The following is a 16,056-nucleotide window of genomic DNA, read 5'->3' on the forward strand; positions in this document are numbered from 1 at the left end:
TGATGGCTAATTTACTTAGCAATATTCCCATTCATCTGGAGCGTTGGAGTTCCTTCCCTCACACTCCTGTGGATGCCTTTTATGTTTGTAACTCCTCCTAGTTGTAAAAAACCTACACCTGTCAGGGGCCGGGGCCACACCCTCAAGCTTTCTTCTTCTTGCTTCCGCGACTCTTAACTAGACCGTTGCCAGTCCCCGTCAGACCGTCTCCACAAGCATTTTCTTTAATGTCCAAGAAGCGTCCCTCCTCAGACAATCCTTGAAAAGCGGATAACTTGAGCTGCTGCTACGTCTCTATGCGTCGTGTAACCACACTCAGGGCATTGGTGGAGTCTTTCTTTAAGCAATACTTCGGACATTTTTAGATCTAATCGAGTATCTCAAACCCTTGATGACTATAGGGATGAGTATTTTTTCAATGTTTGAGTCTAGCCCTGACTTTCAAAAAAACATTAAAAATGCCAGGGCTTACGCTGTAACGCTTACAGAGTAGTTAAAAAACTGTCCGAAGTATTGTTTAAGCTCCTTTTTACCTGTGTGCGTCTCGCATTGAGGGCATACCTGCGAGGTGTAATCTTTATTCACCTTGCCAAAATATACGCCTCGTTTCCAGCAAACCCATTGCAGTATTGACACGAATTGGCCAAACCCAGCATCTAGCGTATGCTTGCAAAACATCCCTTTAGCCCAAACCCGTCTGGTATCTCCCTAGACTTAATGAGTTCCACTTGACCCAGTTGGGGAAGCTTAATCGAATTCCCTTGGATGCAATTTTTAAGCATTTGCGGGAATACAAACGACCTCATCCGATACTGGTTTTTAAACCTTGGGAAACCCATTCCTTTGCGCTGCATATCCACAAAAGCTGTCTCCAGTCGTCTTAAGATTTGTTGGAGTACTTGAGCGTTGACAGTTTTTAGCTCTGGGATTTGCTCTTTTGCTTCTGTCAATGATTTGCTTTGCTGGAAATAATTTGGGTAAGCTGCATCAAGCGGAATGATGTATTCCTTAGAAATCGAGCAAGCATTGACCGCACATTTACGAGAGTTGATCCAGTCCTTGCGTTCCCGCAAAGCGTAGTTCCAAACCTTGCGACAAACCGTTAGAACCCGCTCAATTTCTTGAGCTTGCTCTGCGGTTGGCTTCAATTTGTACTCGTAACTAAGGTTTAACATTGCTCGTTTTCCCTGGCTCTAGAAAATAAAGTAGCATTTTGTAGAGTCAACGACAAGCAAAGCAATGGAAGGTAACTTGCAGGCTAAAGCCTGCCTCTAGCTTTCATCCCCGGTCTAAAGACACGGGGTTCTCAGCATATTTGCTATAGAATTCTAGAATATACCGTCAAAATCCGCCGTCAGCCGTCAGTGAACATGGTGGTTTCAGGAAACCCGTGGACTTAAAACAAATATTCAAAACGCCGAATCCCATAATCGGTGTCGTACATTTACAGCCTTTGCCAACTTCTCCCCGCTGGGGCGGGAACCTCAAAGCTATTATCGGAAGAGCCGAGCAAGAGGCTACAGCGCTGGCTTCTGGTGGCGCAAACGGTATCATTGTCGAGAACTTTTTCGACGCTCCTTTTGCCAAAGACAGCGTAGATCCGGCTGTTGTGAGCGCGATGACTCTGGTAGTCGAGAGGCTAACAAATCTGGTGACGCTACCGATCGGCATTAACGTGCTGCGAAACGACGCCCACAGCGCGATCGCCATCGCCTCCTGCACGGGAGCCCAATTCATCCGCGTCAACGTCCTCAACGGCATCATGGCTACAGATCAAGGCTTAATTGAAGGCCAAGCTCACCAGCTACTGCGCTACCGCCGGGAATTGGGCAGCGATGTCAAAATATTCGCAGACGTGCTAGTCAAGCACGGGCGCCCCCTGGGCAGCCCCAACTTAACCACAGCCGTCCAAGAGACGATCGGGCGCGCCTTAGCCGACGCCGTAATCCTTTCTGGCTGGACAACCGGCAGCCCTCCCAATCTCGAAGACTTAGAACTCGCGAGTGCAGCAGCGGGGGAAGTTCCAGTTTTCATCGGCAGCGGCGCCTCGTGGGAAAACGTTTCCACACTCATGCAAGCCGCCGATGGTGTAATTGTATCGAGTTCCCTGAAGCGAAATGGCCGCATCGAGCAGCCGATCGATCCGATCCGCGTCAGTCAGTTTGTCGAAGCCGCCCGTCGTAGCTTTTCCCAAAAAGAGCGAGAACAGGAAAATATCGAGACCAATGGTTTAAGAGGCCCAACACCCGAACCGGGCAAAGTCAGTCGATTTTAGATTTTAGATTTACTCGCCTTGATTCATCACCGGAGCCCGAACTTGAGTCTACAATTTTAGTAGCCACCAGCCAAGCTCGTGTCAGATGACAGTTGACAGTTGACAGTTGACAGTTGACAGTTGGCAGTTGACAGATGACAGTTGGCAGTTGACAGTTGACAGTTGACAGTTGACAGTTGGCAGTTGACAGTTGACAGTTGACAGTTGACAGTTGACAGTTATCTCTACCTGGAAGGAAGAGGATTGGAGTAATGAACCGTCTGTTTTTAATTTCTCCCGATCGGGGAGATGCTTGAAACCAATTTTTCATGGAATTGGGAATTGGGAATAGTTAATTGGGAATGGTAATTGGTAATTGCTGAAAACTAAAAGCTAACGCTCAAAAAAGCACCAATTCTCAATTCTTAATTCTTAATTCTTAATTCTCAATAACCAATGCCCCATGCCCCATCCCTCCGCTTCGCTTCGCCCCATGCCCCATGCCCAATGCCCAATGCCCCATGCCCCATGCCCCATGCCCCATGCCCAATGACCAATTAGCAACTATCAAATCAAAAAAATGATTCGCCGACGTTCAACCCCTTGGATTCATCGCTGGTCTAGGACTGCGATCGCAGCCATCGCAGCGATCGGCGTCCTAGAAACGGCCTATCTGACGATCGCTAAATTCACGACAGGCTCAGTCATTTGTCCCACCAGCGGCTGCGACAAAGTTCTCAACAGTCCCTACGCTACAGTTTTTGGCACAGTGCCTTTAAGTTTATTAGGTTGTCTGGCTTACCTGAGCATCGCAATTTTGGCATTAGCTCCCAAATCCGTCAATCCAGACACCAATAAAGGTCTGCACTCTCAACTAGAAAATCAAACTTGGCAAGCGCTATTTATCATCACCGCTGCGATGGTAATTTTTAGCAGCTATTTGATGTATTTGATGTCTTTTGAAATTAAGGAACTGTGCATTTACTGCATCAGTTCCGCCGTATTTGCGCTGTCGCTGTTTGTGCTGGTGCTAGTCGGCCGCGAGTGGGAAGATATCGGACAGTTGGTGTTTACAGGTATTTTGGTAATGATGGTAAGTTCGATCGGCGCCTTGGGACTGTATAACAGCGTCAGTTCACCTGCTCCTTTTGTTTCTTCTACCCCCGGAATTCTACCCCCAGCCGTGACTGCAACCTCCGGCCCTGCACAAATTGCTTTAGCCCGCCACCTCCGACAAATTGGCGCCAAAGAATACGGTGCTTACTGGTGTCCCCACTGCCACGACCAAAAAATGCTATTCGGCAAAGAAGCAGCCAAAATAATTGATTATTTTGAATGCGACCCTAAAGGGCAAAATTCCCGTGCTGAAATTTGCCAAGCTGCTGCTACGAATATTAAAGGTTTCCCGACTTGGGAGATTCAAGGTCAGTTTTATTCAGGGACGCAAACTTTGGATAAACTCGCTGATTTATCCGGTTACACGGGCCCGCGCAACTTTCAAAACTGACAGGTTGAAAATTTTAGATGACAGATTTTAGATGGTAAAGCAGTAAATATCGGTGGGTAAGTTATTTGCTAGTTCCCTATTGCTGCCAAATTAATCTCAAATCTGCCATCTAGAATTAATAATCCTAAATTAGTAAACATTCGTCCGATCGCAATATTCCCAAAAATGGTGACTATCTACTAAGATTTGTGCGAATAAATAGTATAAATTTTACATAAAAACTCCAAAAACCTGGTTGCTGCCAGAGTCATTACAGTCAAAGGGCTGTCATATCACGTCCGGTCAATTACCATAAGAAAAACCTTTTGTAGTGTGGACTTTAGTCCGCAGTATGTTGCGGACTAAAGTCCACACGTGCGTTCCTTACTTATTGCGGTCAATCGACCGGACACGATATCATTCGATCGCTATTCTGAAAATTATTTGTGTTGATATAGCAGTTCAATGCAAAGATTAGCGGACGCTTTGGTAATCGGTAATCGCTAGAAAGAGTCTCGTGGGTTGATGGTGGATCTAGTATCAAATACAACAGTTCGCAATTCTGTGATGCCCTTAGAGTAAGGATGTTCGGTTTGCCTACCGCCAAAAACTTATAAGAACCATCAGAAAAAACCTGGCGTTTTAAAAGTTTAGAAGCCAATTACCAATTACCAATTACCATAAAGAATTGGTTTAAAGGCGGAGTCCCGATCGCCATTGAGAAATCAAAATCAGACTATTCATTACTCCAATCCTCTTCTTTCCAGGTAACAGTTAACTGTCAACTGTCAACTGAATGAACCACCAGCATAGCGCACCGAAAAAAAACAATTTGACCATCAAAAATCAACAATCCACCCTTTTGCCACACCCCACAACCAAAAAATTGAGATCGTCTAAAATCAAAAATATAAAATCGACTGAGCAGAGTCCCGCGAAGAAGTAAAAACGATATGTAGTAATACCCTATATGCTCTTCAGGCGAGGCGAACATCCCCAGAATATGCTAAAAACTATCAAAAAATGGCTCGATCGAGAACGCCGAGTATTGATTACTGCAAGTGCCGTTGGCGGTACGGTGATTCTACTGCGCTGGTTCGGATTTTTACAGGGGTTAGAATGGGCTGCTTTCGATCGCTTTGTACGCTGGCGGCCCGCCGAACCAATGGACTCGCGCATCGTCATTATCGAAATTAACGAAGCTGACTTGCAAAAATACGGCTACCCCATTTCCGATGCTGTATTGGCCCAATTGCTGCAAAAATTGCACGCTGGCAAGCCGCGGGCGATTGGCCTCGACATTTACCGAGATTTGCCGACTCAACCAGGTAATGCCGAATTGGTCAAAACTTTTAAAACTATTCCCAACTTAATTGGGATTGAGTTAATGCCAGACGAAACCAGATTTGGAGTGCGCCCGCCTCCGGTACTGGAAAAGCTCGATCGCATCGGTTTCAACAACGTTGTCATCGATGCTGACTCACAAGTGCGCCGAACTTTGCTCTACGCTTGGCCTGGAAACGGCAAAACCTATCAAAGTTTCGCGCTGAGACTGGCTTTGCTTTACCTCGAAACCGAAGGGATTTCCCCTCAACCTGCAACAGTCAATCCTAAATACTTGCAGTTGGGCAAGGGGGTGTTTGAACGTTTTAAACCGAATGATGGTGCTTACGTGCGAGCGGACAGCCGCGGCTATCAAATTCTCACCAACCTGCGCCACCCACGAGGCAGTTTTCGCACGGTATCGATGAGCGACGTGCTTTCTGGCAAAGTACCGGTTGATTTTGTGCGATCGCGCGCTGTCTTGATCGGCTCAACTGCCCCCAGCCTCAAAGACTTTCACCAAAACGCTTACAGTTCCGGTTTGTTTGCTCCTCCCCAGCCAGTACCTGGAGTTGAGCTTCAGGCTAATTTCTTGAGCCAAATTTTGAGTGCGGCCCTCGACGGGCGCGAAGGTATTAAAGTTTGGCCAGAGGCGGCGGAGTGGCTGTGGATTTTACTGTGGTCTTGGACGGGAGCAAATGTGAGCTGGAAGTTGCGATCGCTCGGGCGATCGGCTTGGTCTTTATCAAGTATCTGTGTAGGATTAAGTGCTAGTTTATACATAGCATGGTTGGCCGGTTGGTGGCTGCCGTTAATTCCTTCCATCCTCAGTCTGTTGGGTTCTGGCTGTGCAGTTGTGGCTTATCTGGCTCACATACAAGAAGAACTCAAACGGTCTAAAGAATTTTTACAATGGCTAATCGATACAATTCCCGACCCAATTTTTGTTAAAGATAGAAATCACCACTGGGTTGTTTTGAATCAGTCATATTGTCGGTTTATCGGCTATCCTTTAGAAATTTTAATTTCTCGCACCGATTACGAGTTATTTCCCCAAGCCGAAGCGGATATATTTTGGCAGCAAGACGAATTAGTATTGCAAACTCAGCAGCCACTAGAAAATGAAGAATATTTTACTGATGCTCACGGAATTACCCATCTGATTTCGACTAAAAGATCCCTACATAAAGATGCTGCGGGCAACCTATTTTTAGTTGGAGCGATCAGAGATATTACCGAACGCAAGCGCCTGGAAGATGCCCTCAAGCAAAAAAATGCTGAACTCAGCCACCAAGCCTATCACGATGCTCTCACCGGTTTGCCGAACCGCAAAATGTTTCACGAATCCTTGCATCTGTCCCTGGAAAGAGCCTCCAGCAATCAGGAATTGGTAGCTTTACTATTTTTAGATTTAGATGGATTTAAGTCAATCAATGATACTCTCGGACATCGTGCGGGTGATTTGCTCTTACAAGCAGTGGCCGGGAGGCTCAAAAAATGCTTGCGCGGTAGCGATATTATATCGAGGTTGGGTGGCGACGAATTCACTGTCATCTTGCCGGGAATTCCTGGTAGCGAAGAAGCTGCAAAAGTAGCTAAAAAAATTTGTGATGCAATTAAGCAGCCTTTTACTTTAGAAGAAAATACAGTTTCTGTAACTACAAGTATTGGCATTAGTTTGTATCCAATGGACGGTCAAAATTCAGATATTTTAGTTAACAATGCTGATGCTGCGATGTATCGTGCTAAGGAAGGCGGGAAAAATCAATATCAATTTTCGTAATTAATCTCAGTTCAAAAATACAATCCAACTGTAGGTCAGTGGTGCCAACTTTTATGCCTAAGTTATTTTCCATTCTTTAATCTGCAACCTTATTATAAAATATTGTATAAGATGTCATCTATCATTAGATGGATTTATCAAAGATATGGAACTTAAGACAGCAAATTGTCGTCTCATTTAACTATTAACAAATATAAAAAAAATGGATGAGTTTCAAAAAAAGATGGCAACGGCAAGCCCGCGCTCTAAACCCTGATGCAGTAAGTCATTCCCATCACGAATCGCAAATTGTAGCAGGCTGGAGAGCCAATTAAAATCGCCAAACAGTATTGATTAAAAAGAATTTAAGTAAACTTACAAAAATTAATTAAAGGAAATGTAAAGACATAGGTGGAACTACGTAAATTGATAGATATAATAGATTGTAGGGATTTGCATCTATTTGAGTGATTTGGACAAGATTATGAACACTATGCGTACTTTGATTGGGCTCACAATAACGGCAACTCTGGCTGTCGGTCTGCAAGTCAGTACGATCGACATTGCAAATGCCGCTACACTTGGCAGCAACTCAACCAGCAACTCAGCAAAAGACCCATCGACCTCCACAGTCTTGACAGAGGCGCGCACATCTGAGGCGCCCAATAACCCCAAAAAATACGAACCAGATCCCAATGGAAGTCCTAAAAGTGACGGTACAGGGACGCGCTGAACCGCTCCGAAAAACCTATACAGAGCTAGCCAAAGCTAGTCAAAGCTGTACAAAGTCGGAGCGTGCAGTCTAAGTCTTCACTGACTACGTTCGATTGGTCATAACACCTGCGAGTGAACGCCAGCTTGTAGCACTGTTGAGAGTGATTAAGTAATTAGCAAATAGGTTTATAGCTATAGTGTCACTTTCCTAACAAGCCATTTGAACTTTGACGAGGCAAACATTACTTAGAAATAAGGCTGACAGAATATGTCAAATTACATCTTTCTGATAGACAAAAACAAAACACCGCTTAATCCAATCCATCCAGCACAAGCACGGAAACTACTAGATTCCAGAAAAGCCGCCGTGTTTCGCCGCTACCCGTTTACTTTGATTTTAAAGCGAGTCGTTGAAAATCCAAATCTGTATCCGCTGGAACTCAAAATCGACCCGGGTTCCAAGTTTACAGGGATTGCTTTAGTTACAGATCGAGGCAATGTTATCTGGGCGATGGAATTGCAGCATCGCGGACAACAAATAAAAGATGCTTTGGAACATCGTAGAGCAGTTAGGAGAGGACGAAGAAATCGTAATACTCGTTACCGTATAGCTCGATTCCTCAATCGCAAACGCCCTAATGGTTGGCTTGCACCGTCTTTGAAGCATCGTATTTTGACGACGGAAACTTGGGTGAAACGTCTGTCATCGTTCGCACCAATTGATTGTATTGTTCAGGAACTGGTAAAGTTTGATACTCAAGCGATTCAAAATCCTGAAATTTCTGGAACCCAATACCAGCAAGGAACCTTGAAAGGTTACGAGTGCCGTGAATACTTGTTGGAAAAATGGAATCGCCAATGTGCTTACTGCGGTGTCAAAGACGTTCCACTCGAAATTGAGCATATCCAACCAAAGTCAAAAGGAGGCTCAGACCGTATCTCTAATCTTTGTCTGGCTTGCCACAAGTGCAACCAACGCAAAGGAAATCGAGATATTAAAGACTTCCTCAAAGGCAAACCAGATGTGTTAAATTGCGTTCTGAAACAAGCTGCATCACCGTTAAAAGACGCAGCATCTGTCAATAGTACAAGGTGGTCACTGTTCAACACCCTTAAGCTAACTGGATTGCCTGTAAGAACGGGAACTGGCGGACAAACTAAGTTTAACCGAATTCGTTTTGAACTGCCTAAAGCTCATTGGATTGATGCTGCTTGTGTCGGCAAGGTTGAAGGTATCAAACTTGTTACTACAAAGATTTTGAAAGTTAAAACAACAGGTTTCGGTGGCAGGCAGCGATGTCAAACAGACAAATTTGGTTATCCACAAAAACATCGTCCCTTGCGTCCTATCTTGGGATTTTGTACAGGTGATATTGTTCGTGCAGATGTTCCCAAAGGTAAATACGCGGGGAATTTTACAGCACGAGTTTGTCCTATGTCGCATGGTTGCGGTGAGTTTGTTATCGACAAAAAAAGGAGGTCTATCAAGTTGGACTATTTAACGCCAGTCCACAGAAAGGATGGTTACGACTATGCTTAGACCTATACAAATTGACCAGGAATGGACAGATGTGTCCAGCAATTAAGTCTCAGTTCCTTACCCAATTTTTCAAAATTCTATGGGCCCAGATTTGTACCAATGCGATTGGTTAATTAAAGTGTGACAGCACCAATCCCGATCGGTGAGGGGATAGTCCAGTCGGTAGTGACCACCGCGACTTTCGGTGCGAAACGCAGCACTTTTGAGAATTAAGTAGCCAATATCCAATAAATTGCCAACTTCTCCCCAATTTCGCAAAACCGAGCTATTTTCGGCATCACCGGGCGAAAAATCGATCGTTTGTCCGGGCTGCACATTGAGTAAAGCTTGACTCAAAGCCAAAGAGACAAATTCTTGCCGCCACATCTCAACTCGGACAATTGCCCTTTCCAAATCGCGTTGTCCCCGGCAAATTCCCGCATTCTGCCACACCAAACTAGGCAATTCCACCCGCAATTTTTCGATCGCCTCAATATCCTGCTGTGAAACCAATTTTTCCAAGATTTCCCCTGCATCTTCTTCCTCTGGTAAGGCTTCGGACTTTTCACCTTCTAGCTGCAAAAGTCCCATTTGCGCGCCAAAAACCAGACATTCCAGCAGCGAATTGCTCGCCAACCGGTTAGCGCCGTGTACCCCCGTGCTCGCAGTTTCTCCCACCGCGTACAAACCCGGAATCGAAGTTTGGTTGAACTTGTCAGCCACAATTCCCCCCATCCAGTAATGGGCGGCGGGCGTCACCGGCACAGGTTCGGCAAAAATATCAATTCCCCAATCAGCGCACACTTGAATAATATTCGGAAACCTGTAGCGCAGTCGATCGCCATCAATGGGGCGCAAATCCAGCCAAACATGAGGTTCCCCCGTCTTCTGCAAGTGGCGGAAAATAGCGCGGCTGACAACATCCCGAGGGGCGAGTTCCCCGCTGGGGTGAGAGTCAAAAGCAAAGCGATATCCCTTGCTGTCAACTAAATGAGCCCCTTCTCCCCGCACCGCTTCGCTAATCAGAAACCGGGGCGCGCCCGCTTTACTCAGCGCCGTCGGGTGAAATTGTACAAATTCTAAATCTCGCAGCAGCGCCCCGGCGCGCCACGCAATTGCTACCCCGTCCCCGGTACTTACCGACGGGTTGGTTGTTTGAGCAAAAACCTGTCCGCCGCCGCCTGTAGCCAGCACTACGGCGCTAGCCCGCAGCCATTTGACTTGGGAGTCGCAAATTGAGCTAATTCCCTGACACCGCCCGGTTTTGTCTAGCCACAGACTCAATGCAAAGGCTGGGGATACGAGTTGAATGTTTTGGCGGTTTAATACTTTTGCTGTCAGGGTACTGACAACGGCTTTTCCTGTGGTGTCGGCGGAGTGGAGCACTCGGCGGCGGGAGTGGGCGGCTTCTAGGGTGAGGGCTAAATCTGGGCCGGTGCGATCGAATGCAACGCCCATTTTTACCAGGGAGTCTATGCAAGCAGCAGCTTCTTCGACTAAAAATTGTACTGCTTCTAAATCGCAAAGACCTGCTCCCGCAGCCAGTGTATCCTGAACGTGGAGTGCTGCGGAATCTTCTGGGGCGATCGCTGCGGCAATGCCTCCTTGGGCCCAATCGCTGGCAGAAACAGGTAGGATATTTTTATTGATCAAGCCTACGTGCAAGTGTTCTGGTAGACAAAGTGCCGTGTACAAACCGGCTGCGCCAGCACCTATCACCAATACGTCAAATTTGTCAGTCATATAGCCTTTCTCAGAAAGATGAGGTATTCATGGGCATTGGGCATCGGGCATCGGGCATTGGGCGGAGCGTAGCGGAGGGATTGGGCTTGCGGGCTTGCGGGCCTACCTCACTTTTTTGAGAAAGGCTATAACTCAGCCGATTTGAGATTTTAGATTTTAGATTTTAAAATTAACTTTATAGATGAATTTGGGGAAAAGAACTTTCGATTTTAAATTTCATATTTTAGATCTTATATTGAACTATAAAGATAAGTTGAGGGGCTTAAATTGTCAATTTAAGCTTGAATAATTGAATAATTTAATCTATAGATACATCTCGATTTAAACTAATATCTACTAATTTTTTTTGCTTTTTAAAACATCGGAGGCTGTTATGCGTCTTTGGGTGCGAGCCTTTTTGAAGGCATTCGTCGGTCGGAGCAGAAGCCATGAGCCATGAACCACAAGCCAGAATTCATGAATTAACAAACCATAGTTCTGACTAATGACTAATGACTCATGGACTCATGAGGGCGGGCACGGGGGCACCGCCCCTACTGACTAATAACTCATGGCTTCAAAAGAGACCCACTGCTATCTAGTCGTAGAGACCATTATTCAACCTGGTGTCTCCTTCAATAAAGACTGATTCGACATCAGTTACTGTGAATTTGTCCAGGTTAGCTTGCAGCACCTTTTTCTGAGCTTCCGTCAAGCCTGAAATGTTGAGTACGTCCTCAACTTTTTCGTAAGGAGCATTCTTAATAATTTGTCCAGCTAAAGTGGGATACAACCCTCGAAAGTCCCGAAAGTCGCGGACGGCGCTGTTGTTCAAATCAAGTTTTTTGCCGTATTCTGTGGCAAGTTTGTCATCGGCGCGATTGGTTCTAGCCGGAACATCAACTGCTATGAGCGAGGCTGATGGCAAGACGATACGGCTCAGGTTCGCCGCGATCGCGCTTTGGTCTCCAGCCCATGCAAAGCAGCCCAGCACTAAGCCCAATACTGCCAATAGACGACCCAATCGTTTCATGAAGTTTTGTCTCCCAATTTCATACACAGCATTTATGTAGAGACTACCATTTTGCTTATGCAGTTTTTCAGATAAATCCGCAGCAGGCCGAGGACTGTTAACAAAATTTACATCCAAGAATTGACATTGCCCTCAATATATGCTGTGCAACGCAGTTGAGACGATCGATTAATTTTTGGCTGCACACCCAATTTTCTAGCTATCAAGAACTCTTTCCTTTGCTTTTGAGAAAAGCGTTCAAGTCAGTATAATTACTGCCGTAAGTCACGCTGGGAGTGTCGTAACCCTTCAAAGTAACGATGTGCTGCTCGAAAGCGTCCTGGGCGCCCAACTCCGTCAGGTATTTGTAGGTTGTTTCTCCCACGGCGATATCCTTGCCGAGTTGCTTGGTGCAAGACTCTAGGCGAAATGCGGCGTTTACAGTGTCTCCCAAGGCGGTATAGTCCGATCGATCGCTGCTGCCGGAATTTCCCACCATTGCATAACCAGTATTGATTCCAGCCCCGACTCGCAACGGAAAAGGCAGGGGGTAACGGCTGCTGAGTAAATCAGTTGCCTTGTGCAGTTGGCTTAAAGCTTGGCAAATCCGCATCATTTCTTCGCTGCTGACTCCGCTTGGTTTGTGGAACCAGACAGCCATGATGGCATCGCCGATGTATTTGTCCACCCAACTGCCATGTTCGCGAATGATGTGTCCGGCTTTGCGGAACCAATTGCCGATGACTTCCGAGAGGATGGTTTCGTCTAGCTGTCTAGTCAAAACTGTAAAGTCTCGGATGTCCATTACCATGACAGTAATCAGGCTGCGTACTGTCAAAGTAGCTGTAAAATCTTCAGAGTCTGTGTCGTGCAGGCGATCGAGCCGGCGCCCTCCGGTTGGGTTATGGAAGTCCAACTCGGTTTGACCGAAAATAATTCGATCGCCATTTCTAAGAGTGACAGGAATACTCACCCGCCGCCCGTTGACAAAGGAACCATTGCGGCTGCCCAAGTCGATCAGGTAAAACTCTCCGGTCTCCATTTGCTGTAGCATCGCGTGATTTCGGGAAATCCAGCGATCGGTCAATACAAAATTATTGTCATCATTTCGCCCTACTGTCCAGCAATTGCTGCCGGAGAGCGGCAAGTAGCGATTGCCGCTTTCTGTACGAAGTAACAAATGTGGATTGGCTTGCAAAGTCACCACAGCCCTAGAAACAACATCAAGTCAACCGATTTGAGGTTTTCAGCTTTAAATTTTAACTTTAGTACGCGGCTCATAACTAAGATTGCCACTAAAAACCTGAAATCGGCTGTTCTAAAAATTTAAAATAGTTTAGTCGATCGATGCACCGAACCCATAAAGCATTGCCAAACTACCGCGCGATAACCACCGAAGGTAGTTACCGCTCGATCATAGGCCAAAGTGTAATATTTTGCACGCCACAGATGTATCTAGAGAGTTGCATTGGCTGTTTTTTGGCAACATATAACTTAATTTCTGCTTCTGTTGCCCAAAAAAAAGCTGGACAATGGTTCTCGTCTCAGACAACCCTGTGCTTAAACACAAGGTATCTTTGAGATTTGTTGCTACACTTCCACTTTTTGAAGAGTTCAACAAAGCCTTTTCCTCGCTGCGGCGCTGAGTTAATTAGAAACACGAGAATTTTATGTTGTCGAAAAGAATTTTGCCTTGTTTGGATGTGAAAGCTGGCCGCGTGGTCAAAGGTGTCAATTTTGTCAACCTTAAGGATGCTGGCGATCCGGTGGAAATGGCTCAGGTATACAATGATGCGGGTGCTGACGAGTTGGTATTTCTGGACATTACGGCGACTCACGAAGACCGGAACATTATGATTGATGTGGTGTACCGAACTGCCGATCGAGTATTTATCCCTTTGACGGTGGGTGGTGGCATCCAATCCTTGGACACCATTAAAAGTTTGTTGAGGGCGGGCGCTGATAAGGTAAGTATTAATTCAGCGGCAGTGAGGGATCCGAGTTTGATTGACAAAGCGAGCGATCGATTTGGCAATCAATGTATTGTACTGGCGATCGACGCTCGCAAACGCCAAGATGCGGACAATCCCGGTTGGGACGTGTACGTGCGCGGAGGGCGTGAAAATACAGGCTTAGATGCGATCGTTTGGGCTAAGGAAGCCTCCAAGCGCGGCGCCGGCGAAATTTTAGTAACAAGCATGGACTCTGACGGCACTCAAGCCGGTTACGACTTGTCATTAACCCGCAGCATCGCCGAAGTTGTAGAAATTCCCGTGATTGCTTCCGGCGGCGCCGGCAACTGTCACCACATCTACGAAGCCGTGACGGAAGGCAAAGCAGAAGCAGCCTTGCTGGCTTCCCTGCTGCACTACGGGCAACTTAGCGTCGGAGAAATTAAGACTTATCTAGCAAAATGTCAAGTTCCCGTGCGGCAACAGTAGTTCTTTGCATCAGCAAGATTGGTAACAGGCTTTCTGGCCTGTTCCATATCAGCAATAGGCTTTCTAGCCTGTTCCACGATAATTACCAGAAAGAATTGGTTGAAACCCGGAACCCTTTGAGCGAGAAATTAAAATCAGACTATTCATTACTGCAATCCTTTTCCCTCTTTCTTATAGGTAGAGGTCGCTCTCCCATGGTCAACTGTCAACTGTCAACTGTCAACTGTTGAAATTTTATTCTCGGGTGGGCAAGATAACTCACCCGAAGTCGATCGTTATTACAAATAGTGCCTAATGTGATGTGAATTTAACAGCAGAATTTTGTTGATTTTCCCTTCAGATAACAGTTCACGAAAAGCATACAGCCAAAGACAAGCTGAAAACTCATACGCGATCGTTCATTCCCAATCTAAAATCTAAAATCTAAAATCTAAAATCCTATGACTTCCGGTGATGTACCATACTCATCTATCGGAAGACACAAAGCCCAAATATTCCCTGAGAAAGATTTCACCACCCCGTTTTTTAAGCTAAATATTATATATTAGCTCAATTTAACTGATTGCCACTGCTAAATTAAGTGGCTTTTATCAAGCTTGAGTTAAAGATTGTGCAGAATTTGAGTTGAACTCAGCCTGTCAACAATCTCAACAATCAAAACTTCTAAATACGGAGAAATTTTGTATGTCTTTTATCAGCTTTAACCTCCCAGTCAAGCGTTTAGTTCGCAGTTTAATAGCTGTTTGTTTTTGTGCATTGATGTTTGTTTCTAATGCTTTCCCAGCTTTTGCCGTTACCAGCAGCCCCACGAAAGGTGAAGCTCAACTTTTGGGGATTGAGAAAGAAGCTCAAAAAGCTGTTTTGAAAGACCCGATGTCTCTGGAAGAAACTCAGAAAAAAGCTAATGAAGGGATTAATGAAGTTCAGGGAGATGCTGACAGCGAGAAGATGAAAAATCCTTCTAATACAAAGGCTACATCCTTTGAGCAACAAGTCAAAAAAGCTGTCAGCAAAATCAAAGACTAATTACGCAGCTATCAGCATAAAAAAGTAGGGACACGGCAGTGCTGTGTCCTTGTAGCTTTTGTGTCCGAACTTAATTTATACAATTTTTTTGGCAAAATTCATGCAACAGCCTTCGGTAGGGTGTGTCGCCATCAACCATCTTAAATAAAGAGCGATAATCTAATAGCGACGCACCTGGCAGCTTCAATGACCAGAGAAGCAACCCTCGGTTTCACTCCGCCCAAAACTTTTCTTGTAAGAATCTTTTTTATAAAGGGTATTAGCTTTAGTTTTAAGAATTGGTATCAGATCGTGTCCGGTCAGTGACTTGCAATAAAAACGCTTTGTAGTAAGCACTTTAGTCCACATCCATCCAAGAAGTAAAGTCCTTACTACAAACAAATTGTATAGGTTTGTAGTGTGGACTTTAGTCCGCATCCAGCCGAGGAATTGCATTCCTAACGATCGAACAAATTGTATCGGTTTGTAGTGAGTGAGAACTTTAGTTCAATACACTTGGTTTAACACCATCCTCAAGGCGAAACAATATGAAAAATAGATACGCAGATTGCTTTTCTACAGAGCGCGAAAGCTAACTTCCCTCGCAATAAAAACTTCTAACTGAACCGTATTGGACTTTAGTCAAGCGTAATGGATGCGGACTAAAGTCCTCACTACAAACCAAGATGGATGCGGACTAAAGTCCTCACTACTAACCAAGATGGATGCGGACTAAAGTCCTCACTACTAACCAAGATGGATGCGGACTAAAGTCCTCACTACTAACCAAGATGGATGCGGACTAAAGTCCTCACTAC

At 45.5% G+C, this 16,056-nt stretch carries 14 protein-coding genes; 7 read left to right on the forward strand and 7 right to left on the reverse strand.

What is annotated here, in order from left to right; genetic code table 11:
- Positions 1 to 248: 248 nt before the first annotated feature.
- The 3 genes from QZ918_RS33245 to QZ918_RS09925 form a co-directional block, all read right to left on the reverse strand.
- Positions 249 to 359, reverse strand: a complete 111-nt coding sequence (locus QZ918_RS33245; protein WP_527250393.1) for a zinc ribbon domain-containing protein — start codon at positions 357 to 359, stop codon at positions 249 to 251.
- Between the two features lie 109 nt (positions 360 to 468).
- Entirely contained in the window at positions 469 to 678 is a 210-nt protein-coding gene (locus tag QZ918_RS33250) for a zinc ribbon domain-containing protein (RefSeq protein ID WP_527250394.1), read from the reverse strand.
- Positions 657 to 1,175 carry a transposase gene (locus QZ918_RS09925; protein WP_527250395.1) on the reverse strand — a complete coding sequence of 173 codons (519 nt, stop codon included), beginning with the start codon at positions 1,173 to 1,175 and terminating at the stop codon, positions 657 to 659. Before QZ918_RS09925 ends, QZ918_RS33250 begins: the two co-directional genes overlap by 22 nt.
- 215 nt (positions 1,176 to 1,390) lie before the next feature.
- Between QZ918_RS09925 and btpA the strand changes: the two genes are divergently transcribed.
- Positions 1,391 to 2,275 (forward strand): photosystem I biogenesis protein BtpA, encoded by an 885-nt coding sequence (gene btpA, locus QZ918_RS09930; RefSeq protein ID WP_293158303.1) that lies wholly within the window; start codon positions 1,391 to 1,393, stop codon positions 2,273 to 2,275.
- Here the strand turns inward: btpA and QZ918_RS09935 are convergent.
- A complete protein-coding gene (locus QZ918_RS09935) occupies positions 2,262 to 2,585 on the reverse strand; it encodes a hypothetical protein (RefSeq protein WP_293334099.1) in 324 nt (107 codons plus the stop codon). The two genes, btpA and QZ918_RS09935, sit on opposite strands and share 14 nt — an antisense overlap.
- Before the next feature lie 249 nt (positions 2,586 to 2,834).
- Between QZ918_RS09935 and QZ918_RS09940 the strand changes: the two genes are divergently transcribed.
- The 4 genes from QZ918_RS09940 to iscB all read left to right on the forward strand — a co-directional run bounded on the left by QZ918_RS09940 (position 2,835) and on the right by iscB (position 9,079).
- The gene (locus QZ918_RS09940; RefSeq protein WP_293158309.1) at positions 2,835 to 3,761 is read left to right on the forward strand and encodes a vitamin K epoxide reductase family protein; all 927 of its coding nucleotides are present in this window, start codon (positions 2,835 to 2,837) and stop codon (positions 3,759 to 3,761) included.
- Between the two features lie 982 nt (positions 3,762 to 4,743).
- Positions 4,744 to 6,846: a CHASE2 domain-containing protein gene (locus QZ918_RS09945; RefSeq protein WP_293334101.1), complete on the forward strand. Its 2,103-nt coding sequence runs from the start codon at positions 4,744 to 4,746 to the stop codon at positions 6,844 to 6,846.
- 472 nt (positions 6,847 to 7,318) lie between these two features.
- Positions 7,319 to 7,558, forward strand: a complete 240-nt coding sequence (locus QZ918_RS09950; RefSeq protein WP_293334103.1) for a hypothetical protein — start codon at positions 7,319 to 7,321, stop codon at positions 7,556 to 7,558.
- Between the two features lie 249 nt (positions 7,559 to 7,807).
- Positions 7,808 to 9,079 (forward strand): RNA-guided endonuclease IscB, encoded by a 1,272-nt coding sequence (gene iscB, locus QZ918_RS09955; protein ID WP_293334105.1) that lies wholly within the window; start codon positions 7,808 to 7,810, stop codon positions 9,077 to 9,079.
- Positions 9,080 to 9,148: 69 nt separating this feature from the next.
- On the opposite strand, the gene nadB is transcribed toward iscB, so the two are convergent.
- From nadB to QZ918_RS09970, 3 genes are all read right to left on the reverse strand, one after another.
- On the reverse strand, positions 9,149 to 10,801 hold the full coding sequence (nadB, locus tag QZ918_RS09960; RefSeq protein ID WP_293334106.1) for an L-aspartate oxidase: 1,653 nt from the start codon (positions 10,799 to 10,801) through the stop codon (positions 9,149 to 9,151).
- 577 nt (positions 10,802 to 11,378) lie between these two features.
- The gene (gene psbU / locus QZ918_RS09965) at positions 11,379 to 11,813 is read right to left on the reverse strand and encodes a photosystem II complex extrinsic protein PsbU (RefSeq protein WP_293154131.1); all 435 of its coding nucleotides are present in this window, start codon (positions 11,811 to 11,813) and stop codon (positions 11,379 to 11,381) included.
- A gap of 202 nt (positions 11,814 to 12,015) precedes the next feature.
- Positions 12,016 to 12,999 (reverse strand): adenylate/guanylate cyclase domain-containing protein, encoded by a 984-nt coding sequence (locus QZ918_RS09970; RefSeq protein WP_293334107.1) that lies wholly within the window; start codon positions 12,997 to 12,999, stop codon positions 12,016 to 12,018.
- Positions 13,000 to 13,462: 463 nt separating this feature from the next.
- Between QZ918_RS09970 and hisF the strand changes: the two genes are divergently transcribed.
- On the forward strand, positions 13,463 to 14,233 hold the full coding sequence (hisF, locus tag QZ918_RS09975) for an imidazole glycerol phosphate synthase subunit HisF (RefSeq protein WP_293334108.1): 771 nt from the start codon (positions 13,463 to 13,465) through the stop codon (positions 14,231 to 14,233).
- A 684-nt stretch (positions 14,234 to 14,917) separates the two neighbouring features.
- Entirely contained in the window at positions 14,918 to 15,259 is a 342-nt protein-coding gene (locus QZ918_RS09980; protein ID WP_293154122.1) for a low temperature-induced protein, read from the forward strand.
- Positions 15,260 to 16,056 lie beyond the last annotated feature (797 nt).

This window comes from Microcoleus sp. CAWBG58 (genome assembly GCF_020883045.1).
GTDB lineage: Bacteria > Cyanobacteriota > Cyanobacteriia > Cyanobacteriales > Microcoleaceae > Microcoleus.

Coding starts and splice junctions, on each gene's coding strand:
- QZ918_RS33245 (WP_527250393.1), bottom strand. CDS start 359: ATGTCCGAAGTATTGCTTAAAGAAAGACTCCACCAATGCCCTGAGTGT.
- psbU (WP_293154131.1), bottom strand. CDS start 11,813: ATGAAACGATTGGGTCGTCTATTGGCAGTATTGGGCTTAGTGCTGGGC.
- QZ918_RS09935 (WP_293334099.1), bottom strand. CDS start 2,585: ATGAAAAATTGGTTTCAAGCATCTCCCCGATCGGGAGAAATTAAAAAC.
- iscB (WP_293334105.1), top strand. CDS start 7,808: ATGTCAAATTACATCTTTCTGATAGACAAAAACAAAACACCGCTTAAT.
- QZ918_RS33250 (WP_527250394.1), bottom strand. CDS start 678: ATGTTTTGCAAGCATACGCTAGATGCTGGGTTTGGCCAATTCGTGTCA.
- nadB (WP_293334106.1), bottom strand. CDS start 10,801: ATGACTGACAAATTTGACGTATTGGTGATAGGTGCTGGCGCAGCCGGT.
- hisF (WP_293334108.1), top strand. CDS start 13,463: ATGTTGTCGAAAAGAATTTTGCCTTGTTTGGATGTGAAAGCTGGCCGC.
- QZ918_RS09945 (WP_293334101.1), top strand. CDS start 4,744: ATGCTAAAAACTATCAAAAAATGGCTCGATCGAGAACGCCGAGTATTG.
- QZ918_RS09940 (WP_293158309.1), top strand. CDS start 2,835: ATGATTCGCCGACGTTCAACCCCTTGGATTCATCGCTGGTCTAGGACT.
- QZ918_RS09950 (WP_293334103.1), top strand. CDS start 7,319: ATGCGTACTTTGATTGGGCTCACAATAACGGCAACTCTGGCTGTCGGT.
- QZ918_RS09925 (WP_527250395.1), bottom strand. CDS start 1,175: ATGTTAAACCTTAGTTACGAGTACAAATTGAAGCCAACCGCAGAGCAA.
- QZ918_RS09980 (WP_293154122.1), top strand. CDS start 14,918: ATGTCTTTTATCAGCTTTAACCTCCCAGTCAAGCGTTTAGTTCGCAGT.